Annotated in this window: 11 protein-coding genes; 8 read left to right on the top strand and 3 right to left on the bottom strand. The window is 28.2% G+C overall.

Features of this window, described 5'->3' with window-relative positions; translation table 11 throughout:
- Positions 1-272 precede the first annotated feature (272 nt).
- The 3 genes from NL43_RS07205 (at position 273) to NL43_RS07195 (ending at position 10536) form a co-directional block, all read left to right on the top strand.
- Positions 273-3467, top strand: a complete 3195-nt coding sequence (locus tag NL43_RS07205; RefSeq protein ID WP_069593378.1) for a right-handed parallel beta-helix repeat-containing protein — start codon at positions 273-275, stop codon at positions 3465-3467.
- On the top strand, positions 3448-7602 hold the full coding sequence (locus NL43_RS07200) for a carboxypeptidase-like regulatory domain-containing protein (protein ID WP_069593377.1): 4155 nt from the start codon (positions 3448-3450) through the stop codon (positions 7600-7602). Before NL43_RS07205 ends, NL43_RS07200 begins: the two co-directional genes overlap by 20 nt.
- 231 nt (positions 7603-7833) lie before the next feature.
- The gene (locus NL43_RS07195) at positions 7834-10536 is read left to right on the top strand and encodes a hypothetical protein (RefSeq protein ID WP_069593376.1); all 2703 of its coding nucleotides are present in this window, start codon (positions 7834-7836) and stop codon (positions 10534-10536) included.
- Between the two features lie 260 nt (positions 10537-10796).
- Here NL43_RS07195 and NL43_RS07190 read toward each other — a convergent pair whose 3' ends face one another.
- The gene (locus tag NL43_RS07190) at positions 10797-11042 is read right to left on the bottom strand and encodes a hypothetical protein (protein ID WP_069593375.1); all 246 of its coding nucleotides are present in this window, start codon (positions 11040-11042) and stop codon (positions 10797-10799) included.
- Between the two features lie 337 nt (positions 11043-11379).
- Between NL43_RS07190 and NL43_RS07185 the strand changes: the two genes are divergently transcribed.
- The 5 genes from NL43_RS07185 to NL43_RS07165 all read left to right on the top strand — a co-directional run bounded on the left by NL43_RS07185 (position 11380) and on the right by NL43_RS07165 (position 19600).
- A complete protein-coding gene (locus NL43_RS07185; RefSeq protein ID WP_069593374.1) occupies positions 11380-11844 on the top strand; it encodes a MarR family winged helix-turn-helix transcriptional regulator in 465 nt (154 codons plus the stop codon).
- Between the two features lie 13 nt (positions 11845-11857).
- Positions 11858-13033 (top strand): MalY/PatB family protein, encoded by a 1176-nt coding sequence (locus tag NL43_RS07180; RefSeq protein ID WP_069593373.1) that lies wholly within the window; start codon positions 11858-11860, stop codon positions 13031-13033.
- Positions 13030-13518 (top strand): flavin reductase family protein, encoded by a 489-nt coding sequence (locus NL43_RS07175; protein ID WP_069593372.1) that lies wholly within the window; start codon positions 13030-13032, stop codon positions 13516-13518. Before NL43_RS07180 ends, NL43_RS07175 begins: the two co-directional genes overlap by 4 nt.
- Before the next feature lie 412 nt (positions 13519-13930).
- Positions 13931-19084, top strand: a complete 5154-nt coding sequence (locus NL43_RS07170) for an Ig-like domain repeat protein (RefSeq protein WP_069593371.1) — start codon at positions 13931-13933, stop codon at positions 19082-19084.
- Positions 19085-19222: 138 nt separating this feature from the next.
- A complete protein-coding gene (locus NL43_RS07165; protein WP_069593370.1) occupies positions 19223-19600 on the top strand; it encodes a hypothetical protein in 378 nt (125 codons plus the stop codon).
- Positions 19601-20599: 999 nt separating this feature from the next.
- On the opposite strand, the gene NL43_RS07160 is transcribed toward NL43_RS07165, so the two are convergent.
- Together NL43_RS07160 and NL43_RS07155 are read right to left on the bottom strand one after the other, a co-directional pair.
- Positions 20600-20893 carry a hypothetical protein gene (locus tag NL43_RS07160; RefSeq protein WP_069593369.1) on the bottom strand — a complete coding sequence of 98 codons (294 nt, stop codon included), beginning with the start codon at positions 20891-20893 and terminating at the stop codon, positions 20600-20602.
- Between the two features lie 12 nt (positions 20894-20905).
- Positions 20906-21184 (bottom strand): winged helix-turn-helix domain-containing protein, encoded by a 279-nt coding sequence (locus NL43_RS07155; protein WP_069593368.1) that lies wholly within the window; start codon positions 21182-21184, stop codon positions 20906-20908.
- Between the last annotated feature and the right edge of the window lie 402 nt (positions 21185-21586).

Genomic DNA, 21586 nt, shown 5'->3' with positions numbered 1-21586 from the left:
CCCCTAAAATATGAATTAATTACAAAAAATGTAAATACTTTTTTTTCGTAGCCTAAAAAAAACTTGATTTGTAATCTAAAAATAGTTAAAATAAATAAGCTGTCATGATCTAAATTTTTAGAACATATAGTTAATAATAAATTCAAAAAAAAGTACTGGGTAAGACACTAAATTCAATTAAAAACATATTTATAAAAATTTTAACACAAAACATTCTTTCTAAAAAAATATAATACACAATACAATAAACATGTTTAGGAGAATAATTTTTCATGGATAGAAAACATATCTTTTTCTTTTTATTCCTAATTATTTTACTAGTATGTGGACTAAGCAATGTATCAGCAAACGATACAAGTACAATGGATGTGGTGACAAACACAGTAGATCATCAAAACATGCAAAGTACTCATGATACAACAACCACAAGTAAAATATTAGAACAAAACACTACAAGTAATATAAAAACAACAAACAAAACACTAAAAACAGCAACAGTAATAGTAAACACATACAGTGCACTAAGAAATCAAATAGCAAATGGAACAGCAGACACCATACGATTAAACACTACAAGAAAATACACAGGATCCACAACACTAACAATATCAAGAAATGTAACAATAGATGGAAGAAATGCAGTACTAAACACAACAGGACTTATAACCATAAATTCAAATGTCACAATAAAAAATCTGACAATAAATCCAAGAATAATAGTATCAAGCAATGGAAATCTAACACTTACTAACACAACACATGCAAACAAGACAATAACAACAAATGGAGCAGCAATATACAATCTAGGAAAACTAACAATAAACAACTCAATATTCACAAACAACAAAGCAACAACAAGTGGAGCAGCAATCTATACAACTGGAAACATAACAATAAACAATTCAACATTCACAAACAACAAAGCAACAACAAGTGGAGCAGCAATCTATACAACTGGAAACATAACAATAAACAATTCAACATTCACAAACAACAAAGCAACAACAAGTGGAGCAGCAATCTATACAACTGGAAACATAACAATAAACAATTCAACATTCACAAACAACAATGCACCAAGTGGGGGAGCAATACACCTCAACAATGGAACTCTCACAGTAAAAAACTCTCTTTTTACAAAAAATAATGCAACAAGTGGAGGAGCAATACACTTCAACAATGGAAATCTCACAGTATATAATACAACCTTCACATACAACAATGCAACAAGTGGAGCAGCACTATTTACCTACAGAAATGGAACAATAAACAACTCAACATTCATAAATAACACAGCAACAAATGGAGCAGCAATCTACAATCGTAGAACAAACACAGTAAATAACTCAACATTCATCAACAACACAGCAAAAGAACTTGGAGGAGCAATCTACAACTATGAAGTAATCAAGGTAACACAATCAACATTCATAAACAACATAGCATCAAATGCAGCTGCAATCTATAACTATGTAAACCTAACAGTAACAAATTCAACATTCACCAATAACACAGCATCAAATGATGGAGCAGCAGTATACAACAGAGCAAACACTACAATAACAGATTCCATATTCACAAACAACAAAGCAACACGAAATGGAGCAGCAATATACACTAATGCAACAATAACAATAAATAATACAATATTCACATCTAACACTGCAACAAATTATGGTGCAGCAATATATAACAATGGAATAAGTATTATAGATAATTCTAATTTTACATCAAACACTGCTCAAGCAGGAGCAGCAATATATAACAATGCAAATAACACACTAAATAACTCAGTATTCACACATAACAATGCAAGCATATTTGGTGGAGCAATATATAATGCTAAAAACAGTACTATCACTAACTCTAACTTTACATCCAACAATGCAATAGCAATGGGTGGAGCAATAACCAATACTGGTAACAGTACAATAACCAGTTCTATATTCACCAATAACACATCAAATAGTATGGGTGGAGCAATAACCAGCACTGAAAACATTACAATAACTAATTCAACATTCACATCTAATAATGCAACTAATGGTGGAGCAATATACAATGGAAAAACACTCATAATAAATAATTCAACATTCACAAACAATAACATAACAGGTAATGGATCAGCTATATACAACAGTAATGGAAATTGTAATATAAACAACACATTATTTACTAACAACAATGCAGCAATGGGAACAATATATAATAATGAAAACCTAGTAATAAACAATTCAAACTTTACATCCAACAATGCAACATATGGTGGAGTAATCTACAACAATGCAAACAGCATAGTAAATAACTCAGTATTTAGTAATAATAATGCATCACGAGATGGTGCTGGAATATATAATAATAAAACAATTACAGTAGATAACACAGTATTCACAAACAACAATGCCCAATCAGATGGAGGAGCAATATATACTAGAAACAGCACTATAATAAACAACTCTAACTTCACATCCCATAATGCAACATATGGAGGAGCAATAGCTAGTCTTGCAAACACTACATTGATAGTAAATAACTCAGTCTTTACAAATAATAATGCAAGAAACATTGGAGGAGCAATATATGCCCTTAATTCCACAATAATTAATTCTAACTTCACAAATAACTATGCTATGTCTATGGGTGGAGCAATATTCAACACTGGAAACAGTACAATAACAGGTTCTATATTCACATCTAACAATGCATTACATGAAGGTGGAGCAATAAGAAGCATAGTAAACATTACAATAACTAATTCAACATTCACAAATAATAATGCAACAAACGGTGGAGCAATATCAAATAGAAGAAACCTCACAATAAATAACTCAACATTCACAAACAACAACATAACAGGTAATGGATCAGCAATATACAATAGTAATGGAAATTGTAATATAAACAACACACTATTCAATGAAAACAATGCAACACTAGGAACAATATATAATAATGAAAACCTGGTAATAAACAATTCTAACTTTACATCCAACAATGCAACAAGTGGTGCAGCAATATATAACAATGCAAATAGTAGTATTAATAATTCCATATTCAATAACAACAAAGCATCACAAAACGGTGCAGGAATATATAATAATAAAACAATCACAGTAGATAACTCAGTATTTACAGCAAATAATGCTAAGTATGGTGGAGCAATATACAATGCTAAAAACAGTACTATAGTTAACTCTAATTTCACATCTAATACTGCTCAAGCTGGAGCAGCAATATACAATACTGCAAACAGCACAATAAATAACTCAGTATTTACAAGTAATAATGCAAGCATATTCGGTGGAGCAATCTATGACTATGGAAATAGTATTATAAATAACTCTAACTTCACAAATAACTATGCTATGGCTATGGGTGGAGCTATAACTAATACTGGTAATAGTACAATAACTGGTTCCATATTCACTAATAACACATCAAGTGGTATTGGGTGGAGCAATAACTAGTACTGAAAATATTACAATAATTAATTCAACATTCACAAGTAACACTGCAGTAAATGGTGGAGCAATATCTAATGGAAGAAATCTCACAGTAAATAACTCAACATTCACAAACAACAACATAACAGGCAATGGATCAGCAATATACAATAGTAATGGAAATTGTAATATAAACAACACACTATTCAATGAAAACAATGCAACACTAGGAACAATATATAATAACGAAAACCTAGTAATCAACAATTCAAACTTTACATCCAACAATGCAACAAGTGGTGCAGCAATTTATAACAATGCAAACATCACAGTAGATAACTCAGTATTTACAGCAAATAATGCTAAGTATGGTGGAGCAATATACAATGCTAAAAACAGTACTATAGTTAACTCTAATTTCACATCTAATACTGCTCAAGCTGGAGCAGCAATATACAATACTGCAAACAGCACAATAAATAACTCAGTATTTACAAGTAATAATGCAAGCATATTCGGTGGAGCAATCTATGACTATGGAAATAGTATTATAAATAACTCTAACTTCACAAATAACTATGCTATGGCTATGGGTGGAGCTATAACTAATACTGGTAATAGTACAATAACTGGTTCCATATTCACTAATAACACATCAAGTGGTATGGGTGGAGCTATAACCAGTACTGAAAATGTTACAATATTTAATTCAACATTCACAAGTAACACTGCAGTAAATGGTGGAGCTATATCTAATGGAAGAAATCTCACAGTAAATAATTCAACATTCACAAACAATAACATAACAGGCAATGGATCTGCAATATATAACAGTAATGGAATTTGTAATATAAATAACACATTATTCAATGAAAACAATGCAACACTAGGAACAATATATAATAATGAAAACCTAGTAATAAATAATTCTAACTTTACATCCAATAATGCAACAAGTGGTGCAGCAATTTATAACAATGCAAACATCACAATAAATAACACTGTATTTAATAACAACAAAGCATCACAAAACGGTGCAGGAATATATAATAATAAAACAATCACAGTAAATAACTCAGTATTTACAGCAAATAATGCTAAGTATGGTGGAGCAATATATAATGCTAAAAACAGTTCTATAGTTAACTCTAATTTCACATCTAATACTGCTCAAGCTGGAGCAGCATTATACAATACTGCAAATAGTACAGTAAATAACTCAGTATTTACAAGTAATAATGCAAGTATATTCGGTGGAGCAATCTATGACTTTGGAAATAGTATTATAAATAATTCTAACTTCACAAATAATAATGCAATAGCTATGGGTGGAGCTATAACTAATACTGGTAATAGTACAATAACTGGTTCCATATTCACTAATAACACATCAAGTGGTATGGGTGGAGCAATAACAAGCACTGAAAACATTACAATAACTAATTCAACATTCACAAATAACAAGGCAACAAACGGTGGAGCAATATCCAATGGTAGAACTATTACATTAAATAATAATACATTCACATCCAACTTGGCAGTTTATGGTGTATTATTTAATGAAGGAATTAGCATGATAAATAATGCAACTTTCATAAATAACTCTGCTGAATCAGGAAGTGTAATATATAATAATGTTTCAGGAACATTCACACTAAATAACAGTATAATAAATAGTAATTATGTGTTAAATAATTCTGAATACGTAATTAATAACCTTGGTAATGCAACAATTACAAATAACCTATTTACAAACAATACAGATAACACTAGGGACATGTTAATAAACAATCCTAAAGTAGACAAGTTAGTACTAGTTAATAACAATACATACATAGACAACTTATTAAACAATACAATAATCAGTCAAACATACACAATACTTGATGAAGATACAATAAATATAAACATAACATTAAGAAGTGTATATAATGACACAGTAAGAAATGGAACAATAACAGCATACCTTGATGGAAACAGTATAGGAGTTGGTGAAGTAGTAAATGGAACTGCAAACATAACACTAACACTTACAAATCCAGAAAACAATATAATACTTAAATACACAACAGAAAGCAAACACTACCAGAACACAACAACCACAAGCATTATAAAAATACTAAAACACAACACAACAATCACAACAAACATAATAAACAATACACTAGCAAACACAAGCATAACTGTAGTACTAAAAGACACAACAACAAGTACTACAATAGCAAATGCAGATATAACAGTAACACTAGCAAATGGAACAACTATCACAGATAAAACCGATGAAAATGGTAACATAAACATACCACTAGATCTCCCAGTAGGCGAAAACACAATAACCATAACATATAATGGTAACGATACATACAACTCAACAACCAACACAGTAAATATCAATGTAGTAAAACGTGAAAGCACAATTACTGCAACAGTAACAAATAACACAGCAGGAAATGTAACAATAACTGTATCAGTAGTTGATACAACAACAAATAATCCTATTAACAATGGAAACATCATAATATATGATACAAATAACAATATCATAGGTACAGCATCTATAGTAGATGAAAATACAATAATACTAACAAATATCACAATCACTGGTGAATACACAATAACAGTTAAATATGAAGGAAATACTAACTACACAGAAAGTAGTATCACAATTGAAAATGTAAATATCATTGGACGTGAAACTACACTAAATACAATAATCATAAATAACACACTAGGAAATACAAACATCAATGTAGTATTAAAAGACACAACAACAAATAACATAATATCAAATGCAGATATAACAGTAACACTACCAGATACAACAGTAATTACAACAAAAACTGATGAAAATGGTAACATAAACATACCACTAGATCTTCCAGTAGGCGAAAACACAATAACCATAACATATAATGGTAACAAAACATACAACTCAAATAGTAACACAGTAAATATCAACGTAACAAAAAGAGACAGTACAATTACTGCAACAGTAACCAATAACACAGTAGGAAATGTAACATTAAGAGTAGAAGTAGTTGACAGTGAAACAAACAAACCAATAGATAGTGGAAATATAATCATACGTGATGAAAATGGTAATATACTCACAACAGGTACAATAACTAATGGTAATGCAATAATAAACACAGGTATTACCAGAATAGGTGAATATACAATAAATGTAATATATGAAGGAAATACTAACTACACATCAATTAGTATAACACTTAAAAATATAATAGTCACTGGAATCAACACTCAAATAAATGCTATTGTATTAAATGACACACTAGCAAATACCATGATTAATGTAACACTAATAGATGCAGTTACATCACAACCAATAGCTGATGCTAATATAGTTGTAACACTTCCAAATGGTGATAATATTAATGGTATTACAAGTGAAGATGGTAGTGTAGTTATTAAACTAGACATACCAGTTGGAGATAATACTATAATCATATCATACAATGGTGATGAAACATATAAACAAACAAGTACTACAATAAATATACCAGTAGAAAAAATAGGCACTACAATAACAGTAGATCCAGTTAATGGAGTTATTGGTGAGAAAATCAATTTAACAGCTCATATAACAGGCACATACAATAATATAATAAATGGTGGACGAGTAGTATTTAAAGTAAATGGTAAAACACTAAGAGACAATGATGGAAACATAATATATGTAACAGTCAAAGACTCAAAAGCAGTAATTACTGACTTTATAATACCAACTTCATGGACTAACACAAACTATGTGATAAGTGCAGTATATGGTGGAAATAATGACTTTACATCATCTAGAAGTAATAACTCAACACTTTCAATAGAAAAACGTAGTGCAAAACTAGAACTTGACCAAGTAACTGCAAAAGCTGGTCAAACAATTAAATTATCTGTAAAAATAACAGATGATATAACAAATAATCCAGTAAGCTCTGGTAAAGTAGTATTTAAACTCAATGGTAAAACATTACGTGATGAGAATGGAAATAATATCTATGCATTAGTAGAAAATGGTGTAGCAACTATTGAATACACACTACCTGCTAAGATGGCTGCTAAGAATTATAAGTTAACAGCAGTATTTGCTGATAAATTGTATGAAAGAGCAGAAATTAGTTCTACTTTATGTGTAACTAAATAAAATATGGGATAAACCTCATATTTTTACTTTAAATCCCCTTTTTTTAATTTTAATTTATTTTTTTTAAATTATTTTGTAATTTCATATGTATTGTATTACATTTCACTGTTTTATTCAAGAAAAGTAATACTTTTATTTAAAAAAGTATTAATATTTGTTTTTATATAATAGAATTGTATGACGAATTAATAAAAAAATCATACTTTTTATAAAATAATATAGGAGATATCAATGAACAAAAAATCAATGAAAATATTCATGATTTTAAGCTTGATGATAATATTAATCATAAGTATATCTTCAATTAATGCAACAACAGTTGATAATACAACCACAAGCATAACTGAAGATAACAATCATAATATTGATATAAGTTCATCCTATTTATCACATATTGATAAAATAAATGCTGATAAAAAGGATATTACACTAAATAATATAAACAGTAAAAACATAAAAAAAGATACACAAAATTACTATATTTCAACAGATGGAACCAGTTCTTCAGATGGATCTGAAAATAATCCTATCCCAAGTGCAACTGGAATAAAATCAAATGAGGTTAATGTAACAATAAAAACAGTGCTTAATGACATGTATGTGTCAAATAGTGGATCTGATGAAAATGATGGAAGTATAAATTCACCATTTAAAACAATAAATAGGGCATTAAATGCAGTAACAGAAAACAATACACGAATACATATACTAAGTGGAACATACACAGGTCAAGGTAATACCAATTTAACAATTACAAACAATGTAAATATAATAGGTATTTCTCCAAGTGAAACAGTACTAGATGGTTCAAATACTGATTATCTGGCAAAAATCACAAATGCAAATATAACACTAACAAATCTAACAATACAAAACTTCTACTTAAAAATTAATAAAACTAATACAAACAAAGGAATAATAACAACAGATTCAAATATTAACACACAAAATGTGATTATAACTCATAATATAATAGAAACAATGTTAGGAGAAAATGAAAATAAATCCACAATATACACAGGTGTAATATATAGTACAGGAAAAGTAGTAATTAACAATACAACAGGTTCATTTAACTACATTAATAACAGACAAGGAAGTGATCTTACATCACTAAGAACTTTAGCAGATTGGGGATGTATAATAACATCATTCAACACAACAACAATTGATAATTCATACTTCTATAATAACACTGGAAGTAGATCATCTGTAGTATATACAAATACACTAGGAACATTAAATGTTAACAATAGTCGTTTCATAAATAACACTGCAACATACTGTGGAGGAGTATTCCTTTCCTATTTAAACACAACAACAACAATCAATAACTCCTACTTTGAACATAACAATGGAACTAATGCTGGTGGAATAATATATCAACAAAGATACTCTCAAATGATTGTAGAAAACTCTCAGTTCCTAAATAACTATGCAAATACTGGTGGATCATTATATGCACACCACTATAGTAATCTAACAACAAATAATTGTTCATACGATAGTAATCGTGCAAGAACAGGAGCAGCAATAATAGGAGCAGACTTTGTAATACTTAATATAAATAATTCAACATTCACTAACAATAATGCTTCACAGGGAGCAGTGATGGGTGATGAAGGCTGTGAAATAAATGTAAACAACAGTTACTTCGAAAATAACAATGCAACTTTTGGTGCAGCAGTATTTGGTGATATGATAAATAATATTACTATAACTAATTCAACACTTAAAAATAACTATGCTCAATATGGAGGAGCAATATTTGGAAGCTTTGATACAATAATCAACATAACAAACAATAATTTCAATGGTAACAGAGCAGAAAATGGTTCAGTAGTATTTATAGACAACACAGATACACTTGATGAAGAAGGAACTCCTGCAAGAGATGATATAACAAGCACATTATACTCAACAAACAATACCTTTATAAACAACACAGCAACAAACCATGAACTCATAGTAAACCATCCAAACGCAACATTCACCTCAGAAAATAATTACTATGAAAATAATAGCTTAAATACAAAATTAAATACAAGTATAATATTAAATAATAATATAATTACAGTAAATATAAATACTAAAACAGCAACAGACTATAATACAGAAATAAAAACTGGAACCATAGTATTAACACTCAACACAGAAGTAATAGGTATAATTAATGTAACTGGTGAAAATACAACATACACATTTACAATGCCACAAAATGCTGTTAAAGGTACATTATATGTAACATACAATGAAAACAGGAATTACACAACTACAACTACAAATCATGAAATAAACACACAAAAACATGATACAACAATCATAATCAACCCAGTAAATGCAAAAATAGGCGATAAAATAACATTAAGTGCAATAATCATTGATCAAGTAACCAATAAATCAGTACAAAGTGGAAAAGTTATCTTCAAAATAAATGGAGTAACACTAAAGGATGCGGATGGAAATATAATATATGCACAACTCAAAGATGGACAATATCAAATAGAAAACTACACAGTAACACAAGGATGGAGTAGAGCAAATTCAAATATTACTGTGGTATATGGTGGATCTAATATATGTTCAACTTCAAGAACTAATACATCAGTAAATGTTACAAAATCAACAGCTTCACTGATACTTGAGTCAATTACTGCAAAAGCTAATCAAACAATAGAATTAAAAATACATATAAAATCTAATAATTCAAATAATATTGTAAATAGTGGTAAAGTAGTCTTTAAACTCAATGGTAAAACATTAAAAGATGCAAATGGAAATAATATCTATGCAGTAGTAGAAAATGGTGTAGCAACTATTAAATACACACTACCTGCTAAAATGTCTGCTAAGAATTACAAGTTAACAGCAGTATTTGCTGATAAATTGTATGAAAGAACAGAAATTAGTTCTACTTTATGTGTAACTAAGTAGAATATGAGATAAACCTCATATCTTACTTCAACCCCTTCTTTTTTTAAATCTTTTTTTTGCAATTGTAAATTTTATTTAATATAATGCTATTCGAATCAATCAATACTATTTTTTAATTAGTTTAAAATAATATTAATGATTTTTTAGAACAAGTTTTTTTTTAATTATAATTTGATAGAATAAGTATTTTAGTATAAATAGGTTGTAATTAAGTTTTTTTTTAAAAAAATAAAAGAAAAAGTTTTTTTTATAGTTTTCATTTATTGTATGTCTAGTACTGTGAATAATTTTGGAATTTCTTTGTTTTCATTCATAGCATTTGCTACGATATAAGAGTCATATGCATAGTATAAACAGAATAATAATCCAAGGGGCATGAGTACTCCTGTACTGAATAGAATTATTGCAATTACGCATGTTACTATAAATCTTTTATATAATCCAAGGTATAAGTTTCCAATACCTGAGAAGAAAGATAATATTGCTGCTACTATTGGATTTGCCATGTGTTTTCACCTCATTCTTCTTAATTAATCATTATATTTTAAGTTTCTAGTATTTATAGTATTGCTTTGTTTAGTTTTAAATTGTTTTATTAAGGGTTTGTTGAGTTTATATTTTTTATTTTTAATCATTTTTTAAATAAACGTATTATTATCTTGTTTTGTTAAATATAGCTTTTTTTGAATTTATATTATTAATATTTTGATTTTCAGGGGATTTCCATGTTTTTGATAAAATATTTATATTCTTATTTTCATATAATATAATAGTTTCTTAATATAATAGTTAACTCTCTTAAAAAGGGGTGTGATTATTAAAATAAAAACAGGAAAAATTAAAATGACACTTTCAGGCCAATTCAAAGAAGATAACATAGAAAATATAAGAATATACCACTACGTAGAAGAACTAATATTCAGCTGTAAAGAATACATGTCTCAAATAGACTTTGGCGAAGTAACACTAGCAGAATATCCCTTCTTAATAAGAATCAGATTCAATGAAAACACAACACAACAAGAACTAGCAAAAGGATTTAGAAAAACAGAAGGATACACAGCAAAAGTACTAAGAAAATTTGAAGACCATGGATTAATCACAAGACAAGAAAATCCAAACAATAGACGAAAAAAAATAGTAACACTCACACAAAAAGGACTAGAAAAAACAGAAGACATACTAGCCATACTAGATGCATGGGAAGAAGAAGTAACAAGTGTAATGACACAAGAAGAAGTTCAAATACTAAAAAAAGGATTATTCAAACTAGTATTACACACAGATGACATGAAAAATAAACTATAATCATAAAGATACTATGATAACATACAACTTTAATCAAAAACTTAACAGAAAAAACACAAACTCACTAAAATGGGACTTATTTGACTCAGAACTACCAATGTGGGTAGCAGACATGGATTTTAGTCTAGCACCTGAAATTAGAGAAGCACTACAAAAAACCACAACTATGGATGTATTAGGATACACAATAATACCTGATGAATGGTATGAAGCATACATTAACTGGTGGAAAAAATACAATCTAGAACTTGAAAAACCATGGCTTAAATTTGCAACAGGAGTAATGCCAGCAATAAGCACAATAATCAAAAAACTAACAAATGAAAATGATAAAATACTAATACAAACACCAGTATATCATATGTTCTTTCATGTAATAGAAAACAATAACAGACAAGTAATAGAAAACAAACTAAAATATGAAAACAATAAATACAGTATTGACTTTAAAGATCTAGAAGAAAAACTAGAAAATCCTGATGTAAAACTAATGCTACTTTGTAATCCACATAATCCAGTAGGAAAAATATGGACTAAAGAAGAACTAGAAAAAATAGGACAACTAGCATATAACCATAATGTAATAGTAGTAGCAGATGAAATACATTGTGACTTAACAAATCCTGGAAAAACATACATTCCATTCTCATCAATAAATAAAATAAACCAAGAAAACAGTATAACAACAATAGCACCAACAAAGACATTTAACATAGCAGGACTAAAAACATCAGCAATAAGCATACCCTCCAGGAATATAAGAGAAAAAGTATTTAATGCAATTGACACTGATGGACTAGGTGAAGCTAATATATTTGCAATAAATGGAACAATTGCCGCATATAACAATGCAGGAAATTGGCTAAAAAATCTAAGACAATACTTATATGAAAATAAACAATATGTAAACAAATACTTAAAAGAAGAAATACCTGAAATAACAATGATAAAATCAGATGCAACATACCTATTATGGCTAGATTGCAGTAAGTTGAATATAGACTCAAGAAAATTCAACAAATTACTCATAGAAAAAACAGGACTACAAATCTCACCAGGACGAGACTTTGGTATAAATGGTGATTCATTTATTAGAATAAATATAGCCTGTCCACAAGAACAATTAAAAGATGGACTAAATAGACTAAAGAGGGGAGTAGAAATACATAAAAGAGGTGACTATAAATGAAGATAAGTGTTGATACAAATAATTATATTCTACCAGAACCATGTATAATAGTCTCATGTAGAGATAAAAATGGTAAAAACAATGCATTACCAATAGGATTTGCAGCAAATGTCAGCTTCAATCCACGAATAATTATGATAGCAGTAATCGAAGAACGTTATTCACACCATATAATCAAAGAAAGAGGAGAATTTGTAGTAAATATTGCAAGAGAAGAATTCCGTGAAGAAATGGAATTTCTTGGAAGAAACTCTGGAAAAAACATGGATAAATTAGCTAACTTCAAACTAATAGATGCTGATATTGTAGATGCACCAATACTACTTGACTGTCCAGTTAACTTTGAATGTAAAGTTATAGAATCAGTAAAACCAGGCACACATGATGTTTTCTTTGGCAGAGTAGAAAAAGTACATTGTGATAAAGAATTAGTAGATGATGAAGGAAAAATTAACTGGGATAAAATTAATATTCTAGAAAATTAGAGTTTATATCTATCATATGGTAGAATATTACATTATATAAACTAATACTTTGAATTATCTAACTATTAATAAATATAGTCTAATATAAACATTATATTTACGAATAAATCTTAAATTTTAGTTAATTTATAAATTAATTCACATAATACTTACTTTTTTTTACAAATATTTTTTTTTAAGAGAGTCTTAGCTAAATTCATAATTTCAATACTATTTTCTAATCTGATTTTCATTATAGATGTGAATATATACTCACTAGTTTTTTATACTAATTATTTAATTACATCTTTTTACAAATTATTTAATATTAACTAAAAAATAATTAACTAAAACTGAATAATACATTTAATTAAATTATACGTTTATTAGTTAATAAGAGTTTTAGTTAAAAAAAATATAAGGGAGAATCGGTATGAATAGGAATATTAAACAAATATTCTTATTAATTACACTATTATTTTTACTTGTAGGCTTATCATCACTTAGTGCAGCAGATACTAGTGATAATAGTACAACTGATAATAGTATTGAAACAACAAGTATTCATGATAATGTAGTTAAAACAACTAATAATGTAACAACATTAAATAATCATATAACTAAGAAGAATATCAAATCTGAAGAATCAAAGATTACAGTAACACCATCAGATCTATCTGATGATGAATATATTCTAGAATCACAAAAAGATAAAACAGTTGAATTTAAGGGAAACTTTAACAATGCATACATAACAATTAACAGTAATACTAATATGAAATACAACTTTGCAGAGGCAACTCTAAAAAATGTTGTATTAGAAATTGGTGGAACTAATTGTACATACAATGCATTAAATATAAACTGTGATGATTACAGTAACCTTGAAGCAAACTATGCAGTTTCAATAAATGGAAAAAATATTTTAATTGAAAACTCAACAATCAAGGCAAATCTAGAAACAGTAGAGGATAGTACACGTTACGGGATATGTATTGGTGAAGAATTAGAAACAAGTAATGTAACTATTAAAAATTCAGTAATAACAATGGATATGATTCCAAATTACATTGACTGGACACAAACCACATCACCAAATAGTTTACCAGTATATGTTTCTAGTTCAGCTAGTCTTATTTCATTCATATCAAACAATATTACAATAGAATCCTTGTATTCAGAGAAGGGATATGCAACATGTTATGGAATGACATTATATGGAACAAACATAACAGTACGTGAAAATAATATAGCAATAAGTACAAAAGATAATGCACCTAGCTGGTTATATGCATTATACCTAACTAACTCCAATAATCTTATCATAGCAAATAATATAACACTAATTGGATCTAATTACACAGCAGGAGTACTATTTGATTCATACTCATTTGAAAACTCAACTGTAAGAGATAATATTATTTCATTAACAGTAGGAAATAAAGCTATTGATGAAGATGCAATTGGATGTCCAGAAAATGTGGGCTATGGTATAATATTCACTAACCGTGCATACCAGGGATCTGCATATAAAGAATCCACAGGTAATATTAAACATAATTCTGCAATAAACAATACAATAACAGCAAATGGATATAGTATATATGCTATAGAACAATTTGGTGGAGATTACAGTATAATTGCAAATAACACAATAGACATAGATGCAACAACACCAACAGCAATAGGAGTTATTGGATTTGGAACAAACATTACTGGTAATAAAATAACAGTAAATGGAAAAGATAACCAAACATACAGAACAGCAGATTACATTAAAGGACAAACCACAGGAATATGCTTAATGTATGGTGGAAGTAACAATGTAACAAACAATGTAATTACAAGCCTAAACAATGCAGGAATAATTCTAGTTAATGAAACAAATGATAACATCAAAGACAATGATGTAACATCATCCAATAATGCATATGCAGTAGTACTAGACCATGGAAACAATATTAAACTAGAAGACAATACACTAAAAGCAATTAACACAAATAAAATCTATAATAAAAATGCAGAAGAACCTACTGATGAAACAAGAACAGAAACCATAATAACCCTAGATATACCAGAACCTGAAGCAGAAATCGGTGAAACTATAACTATAACAGTAACCCTAACAGACATAAACGGACAAAAAATCAAACAAGAAGACATAACACTAAAAATTGGAACATTCACAACAAAAATAACCACAGACAACACAGGTTCCACAACATACACCTACAAAGCAACACAAGCACAAAAAGATATAAAAGTAACAGCAACATATGCTGGAAACACACAATACCAGCCAAGCACATCAGATGAAAAAACAATCAATGTTGAAGGACTAGAAACAAAAATCAACATAGAAACAGATTCAATAAAAACAGTAAACAATAAAACAAACATAACAGGAACACTAACAAGTAAAAACAATCCCCTAAGTCAAGCACCAATAACAATAACCCTAACAATAAAAGATAAAACAACACAAATAAACACAATAACAGACAAAGAAGGAAAATTCACAGTAGAATACACACCAACAACAACAGGAACCATGAATATCAAGGCAAACTATGCAGGAAACAACACATACAATCCATCACAAGACACAACATGGGCAGACATAGAATTAGCACAAACAACACTATCCATAGATACTATAAACAATGTAAAAATAGATGAAAAAATAACAATCCAAGGAACACTCATAGATGAATTCAACAACAAACTATCTGGAAAAACAATTATAATCACAATAAATGAAAAAACCACACTAACCACAACAACAGATACAAATGGAAAATACACATACACAATAGAAGCAAATACATTAGGTGAAAACACAATAACAGTAGACTTCAAAGGCGATGACACATACACAAAATCATATAACAACATAAAATTCACAACAAACAAACTAACAACCAACATAAACCTAAAAATAAACAATCAAAACCAAGCAACAGTCACAATAGGTGACAAAATAATAATTTCCGGAACACTCACAGATGAATTCAATAAACCAATAACTAATGCTATAATCAAACTAACAATAGATAAAACAAACTATAACCTAGAAACAGACAACACAGGAAAATACACCTACACCTACACCACAACAACAATAAAAGAAAACATACCAGTACAAGTAACCTATGATGAAACCACAAAATACACTACAACAAGTACTACAAGCACATTCAATGTAGAAGATATAAAAACAGTAAACACACAATTAACAATAAACACAATACCTGAAACAACAATTACAAAAACCGTGACAATCACAGGATACCTAACAAGTACTAGAGGAGCACTAGCAAACCAAAACATAATAATAAAAATCAATAATCAACAAGTAAGTACAACAACTGATGCAAATGGAAAATACACATACACATATAAAACAGTAAACACTGGAAGTAACACAGTAGAAGTATTATATGAAGAAAACAAACCATATCTAAGCACAAAAGCAACCACATCATTCGAAGTAACAAAAATAAGTACATCACTAAGTACAAAAGTAAATAATGAAGAAGAATTAGTAGTAGTAATTGCTGGATACAAATACAACATAACAGGAACACTAAAAGATGAATTCAACAACCCAATAAGTAAAGCAACAATTAAAATAACAGTAGGCCAAAATAATTACACAACAACTACAAATTCACAAGGAATATTCACATTAACAACAAAAGCACCAAACACAACAGGCACATACATAATAACTGCAAAATATAATGGAAACATAACATATGATGTATCAACAGATGAAACAGAATTTGATGTTATAAAAGTAGGTACAACAATAAACTTAACTAACACAACCAAACATGTTGGTGAAAATGTTACTATTATTGCATCCATTCTTGATACAAATAAAAAAGCAGTAAATGGAACAGTAACCCTAGCACTTAATGGTAAAACACTAAGTACAGCCAACACATTTGACAGTAAATTAACTCCTAGAACATTCACAGTAAGAAATGGTGTAGTAAATATATCTGTAAATGCTCTAAAATTCAATAAAACAGGAAATAAAATCACAATCACATACACACCACTAAGTAATGATAATACTCATGCATCATCACAACTAAGCACAACATATAATAGAACACTATACAAAACAATATATGCAAACAGTAAAGGAACCGGCGATGGTTTAACAATTAAAACACCAACAAACCTTACAAATGCACTAATATACATAGATAATGGTGGAACAATAAATCTTATAGGTACAACTAATAACAAAGACACATACAACTTAAATAATCAAGTAGTAATAAGTAAAAACACTCTAACAAACACTGTAACTAAATTCACAATAAAAGGATACCAAAACCACATAATAACCATAAGTGGACAAAATAAGACAGGAATATTAGCAATAGCAAAAGAATACACAGTATCAATAATTAACACAACATTTACCAGAGCAAACACAAGAAATGGTGGAGCAATATTCAATAATGGAACATTAACACTAAATAATGATACATTTACAAACAACAATGCATACCAAGGATCATGTATATACAACAAAGGAACAGTAACCATCACCAAGACAACAATCAAAAACAATAATGCAAGTTATGGTGGAGTAATTCTTAATGAAGGAAACATCACAATGACAAGTAACACAGTAATAAACAACAGTGCAGTAAACTCTGGTGGAGTAATAAACAGTAAAGGAACAGTAATCCTTAAATCAAACAACTTCACAAACAACACCGCAGCATTCGGAGGAGTAATATATAGTAGTGGAAAAGCAAACATAACAAATACAAACTACTTTATAGCAAACCATGTAACCAAAAATGGTGGAGCAATCTACAACTTCGGAGTAATGAACCTACAAAACAACAACTTCACAGCAAACACTGCCAACCAATGGAGTGGAGCAGTACATAATGCAAGAAACATCACAGTAACATCAAATAAATTTGCACTAAACACTGCTGGCCAACTAGGAGGAGCAATGTTTAACAATGCAAATGGAACAATTACAAGTAACACATTTGAGTCTAACCGTGGAAAATATGGTGGAGCAATATATAATGGAGGAGTAGTACTCATCCAGAAAAACACTATTCGTTATAATAATGCTTCACAAACTGGAGGAGCAGTAGCAAACAAAGGAATAGTAACACTCAAATTAAATAAAATAACAGGAAACAAAGCAGTGTATGGAGGAGCAATATTCTCTAATAACACAGTAGCAGTAGACAGTGACGTGATAACATCTTGTAGTGCAAGTAAAAGTGGAGGAGCAATATACAACATAGGAAACTTCACAGTAAAAAACACTAACTTCACATCAAACAAAGCAAACATGGGTGGAACAATATTCAATGCAATGAACATGAACATCACAAATAACAACATAATAAGTGGTAATGCATCCCTTGGTGGAGGACTCTACAATGATGGAACAACATGTAATGTGATTGGAAACACATTCACTAAAAACCATGCAAACTATGGAGGAGCAGCATTCACCAAAAAAGCAATAACACAATCAAAAAACACATATACAAACAACACAGCAATAAAAGGACCAAATGCATATCCAAACTAAACATCATACAAAAAAAGAGGGCTTTAAAATTTTATTAAACCCTTTCTTTTTATTTCTTAACCTTTTTTTAAAATAACTATTTTTTTATTTCTTGAAGATGATATATTGTATTATATAAAGTATAGGGATTTGTGTTTAATGATTGATTGGGATGTTAAGATGATTAAACTTGTTGATGAGTATTATAATTCTATTTTTAATCAGAAAATAGATTTTATTTATTTTGTAAATCATTTTGAACCTATTTATAGGTCAATTACGTATGATGGAAATATTTTACCTGATTTATTTAATGATATAACTTATTATACTGTTAATGGTGTTAATGCTAAGTATAAGGTTTTGGTTCCTGTTAGTGATGATATTTGGGAGGATATTTTAGCAAAAAGAGTTGTTCAGAAATCATATCGTGAAAAAGCATGGAATAGCAGTCTTGATGATTATTATGATTTTTTGTTAGATGAGATTATTGAGTTAATTAGAGTGTATCCTGAATTAGATTTGTTGTTGAAATAATTATTTTATTACTATTTTTTTTAATTTTAAATGAGATATATCATTGTATTTATCATATAATTCTTTTTTTCATTGTTATACATGTTATTTAAGTAGTAATTGGGTTAATTTTAAAAAATAGGGAGATAAATATTTTTTATAAAAAAAAATATTTAAAAATTTTAATTTTATATTTTCAGCATATTAGGATTTGTATAATTTTCTATTTTATTAATACATTATTTTAATTTAAATAGTTATTAATAATTTTTTTTAGTTTATATGAATAGGAAGTTCACACCTTTTTTTTCAATGCCAATTTGAAGTATTTATTGATTTGATTTTTTTTTAAAGTAGGTTGTATTGGACGTGTTTTTTTCATTGTATTTACACGTCCTATTATTATATTTTTATCTGTGTATATAAATGGTTATTTCAAATTTAAATACATATTTTATGGATTTTATGTATAATTTATATGTAAATTATGTGCAATTTAGATATAAATAAACTGGTTTAAATATATATGTTATATTTTTGAAAAAATAAGGTGGTGATTAGTATTTATTTTCATATGTTTTTTAAAATGATTCTTCTTAATTATATGGTTTTTTTTAAACATTTTTAGAGAGGTATAATTTTTTTTTAAATACTGCACATGATACAAGTAAATAAAAATGGTTTTTTAGGATTTATATAATAACTGTTCTGGGGAGGGTAAAAATCAATATGATATAAATGATTTTTGAGTTATTATATTCATCCTATGGAAATAATTTTTTCATATTAACTATTTCCTATTTTTTATATATTGAATATGAGTATATAAATGGTTATTTCAAATTTAAGTATAGGATATTTGAATATTATGTATAATTTATGTGTAATTTAGGTATAAATTTTCTATCTTTTAGTTTGCTTAGTTATTGGAACTTTCTTATTTGGATATATAAATAGTATGATGGTGAATATAATATATTTAAAAAAAAGGAATGGGTGGATAAGTATAACTCTCTTTTTCTAGTTTCTTATTGTGATATGAAATAAGCTTAAAAGAGCAATTAATTTTATTACACCTTCATGCATATAGATAGTTTGAAGAGGTATGTTGTTTGTTATCATAAATAATACACCTCTAAGATCGAATATGTTACTAATTAATAGAAGTAGTGCAAATATAATTAATCCTAATGTAAATTTTATTTTTATTTTATGATAACTTTTAAAATATATTGCTGCTAGGATTAAACAGAGTACTATATTTATTATGGATATGGTTATCATTAATGTTGGTAAAATTGTGGTTGATGTCATTATTTTCCTCAGTTATTGTTCTACTTGGTTAAGAATTTCTTCAAAATCTTCATATGTTTCATTGATCTTATCTGTTAAGAAATACATTTTTCCATAAGATTTTCCATATGATTCAACAATATTCATTTCTTCTAGTTTAGATATATGGTGGGATACTGTTCTATAATTTAAATCTAATTCTTTGGATAATTGATTTAGGTTATATGGTCGTTCTTTAAGTTTTTTAATAATCTTGGCTCGATTTAAACCACCTTTAGTACCTAAAATAAGCCATAATAATATTTTTTTCATTTTATCCCAATTTTCTTATTCATTTAATGTTTTATTTATTCTTCTTCTTTAGCTATTGTTTTTTATTTTTTTTATGTATTTAACTTTTTATGAGTTTGTTGCATGTTTTTAGTTTAATGTAAGTTTATAGGTGTGTCTACTTTTTAAACAATCATTGTTATAAATTTAATATTATTGTTTTTACTTGTTAGAATTGTATTATTAATTACAATAGTTCTTGTTTATAGTGTCTTTTTAAGTTCTAAAATAATGTTTTTTATTAGTAATATTGTATTTTTTGGAATCATTCATGTATTAAAAGATAATTATATATTTACTGTATACTTACTAATGGTATTTATGTTATAATAAGAATAGTTATTATCATATTATTTTCTTATTTTATTTATCTAATTGGTGGTG

The sequence above is a fragment of the Methanosphaera sp. WGK6 genome, from assembly GCF_001729965.1.
Taxonomy (GTDB): domain Archaea; phylum Methanobacteriota; class Methanobacteria; order Methanobacteriales; family Methanobacteriaceae; genus Methanosphaera.
This window is presented reverse-complemented; position numbering and strand designations above follow the sequence as displayed.

Excerpts from the sequence above, each read along its gene's own strand:
- NL43_RS07180 (WP_069593373.1), top strand. The coding sequence starts at position 11,858 with ATGATAACATACAACTTTAATCAAAAACTTAACAGAAAAAACACAAAC.
- NL43_RS07175 (WP_069593372.1), top strand. The coding sequence starts at position 13,030 with ATGAAGATAAGTGTTGATACAAATAATTATATTCTACCAGAACCATGT.
- NL43_RS07205 (WP_069593378.1), top strand. The coding sequence starts at position 273 with ATGGATAGAAAACATATCTTTTTCTTTTTATTCCTAATTATTTTACTA.
- NL43_RS07190 (WP_069593375.1), bottom strand. The coding sequence starts at position 11,042 with ATGGCAAATCCAATAGTAGCAGCAATATTATCTTTCTTCTCAGGTATT.
- NL43_RS07185 (WP_069593374.1), top strand. The coding sequence starts at position 11,380 with ATGACACTTTCAGGCCAATTCAAAGAAGATAACATAGAAAATATAAGA.
- NL43_RS07160 (WP_069593369.1), bottom strand. The coding sequence starts at position 20,893 with ATGACATCAACCACAATTTTACCAACATTAATGATAACCATATCCATA.
- NL43_RS07195 (WP_069593376.1), top strand. The coding sequence starts at position 7,834 with ATGAACAAAAAATCAATGAAAATATTCATGATTTTAAGCTTGATGATA.
- NL43_RS07165 (WP_069593370.1), top strand. The coding sequence starts at position 19,223 with ATGATTGATTGGGATGTTAAGATGATTAAACTTGTTGATGAGTATTAT.
- NL43_RS07155 (WP_069593368.1), bottom strand. The coding sequence starts at position 21,184 with ATGAAAAAAATATTATTATGGCTTATTTTAGGTACTAAAGGTGGTTTA.
- NL43_RS07170 (WP_069593371.1), top strand. The coding sequence starts at position 13,931 with ATGAATAGGAATATTAAACAAATATTCTTATTAATTACACTATTATTT.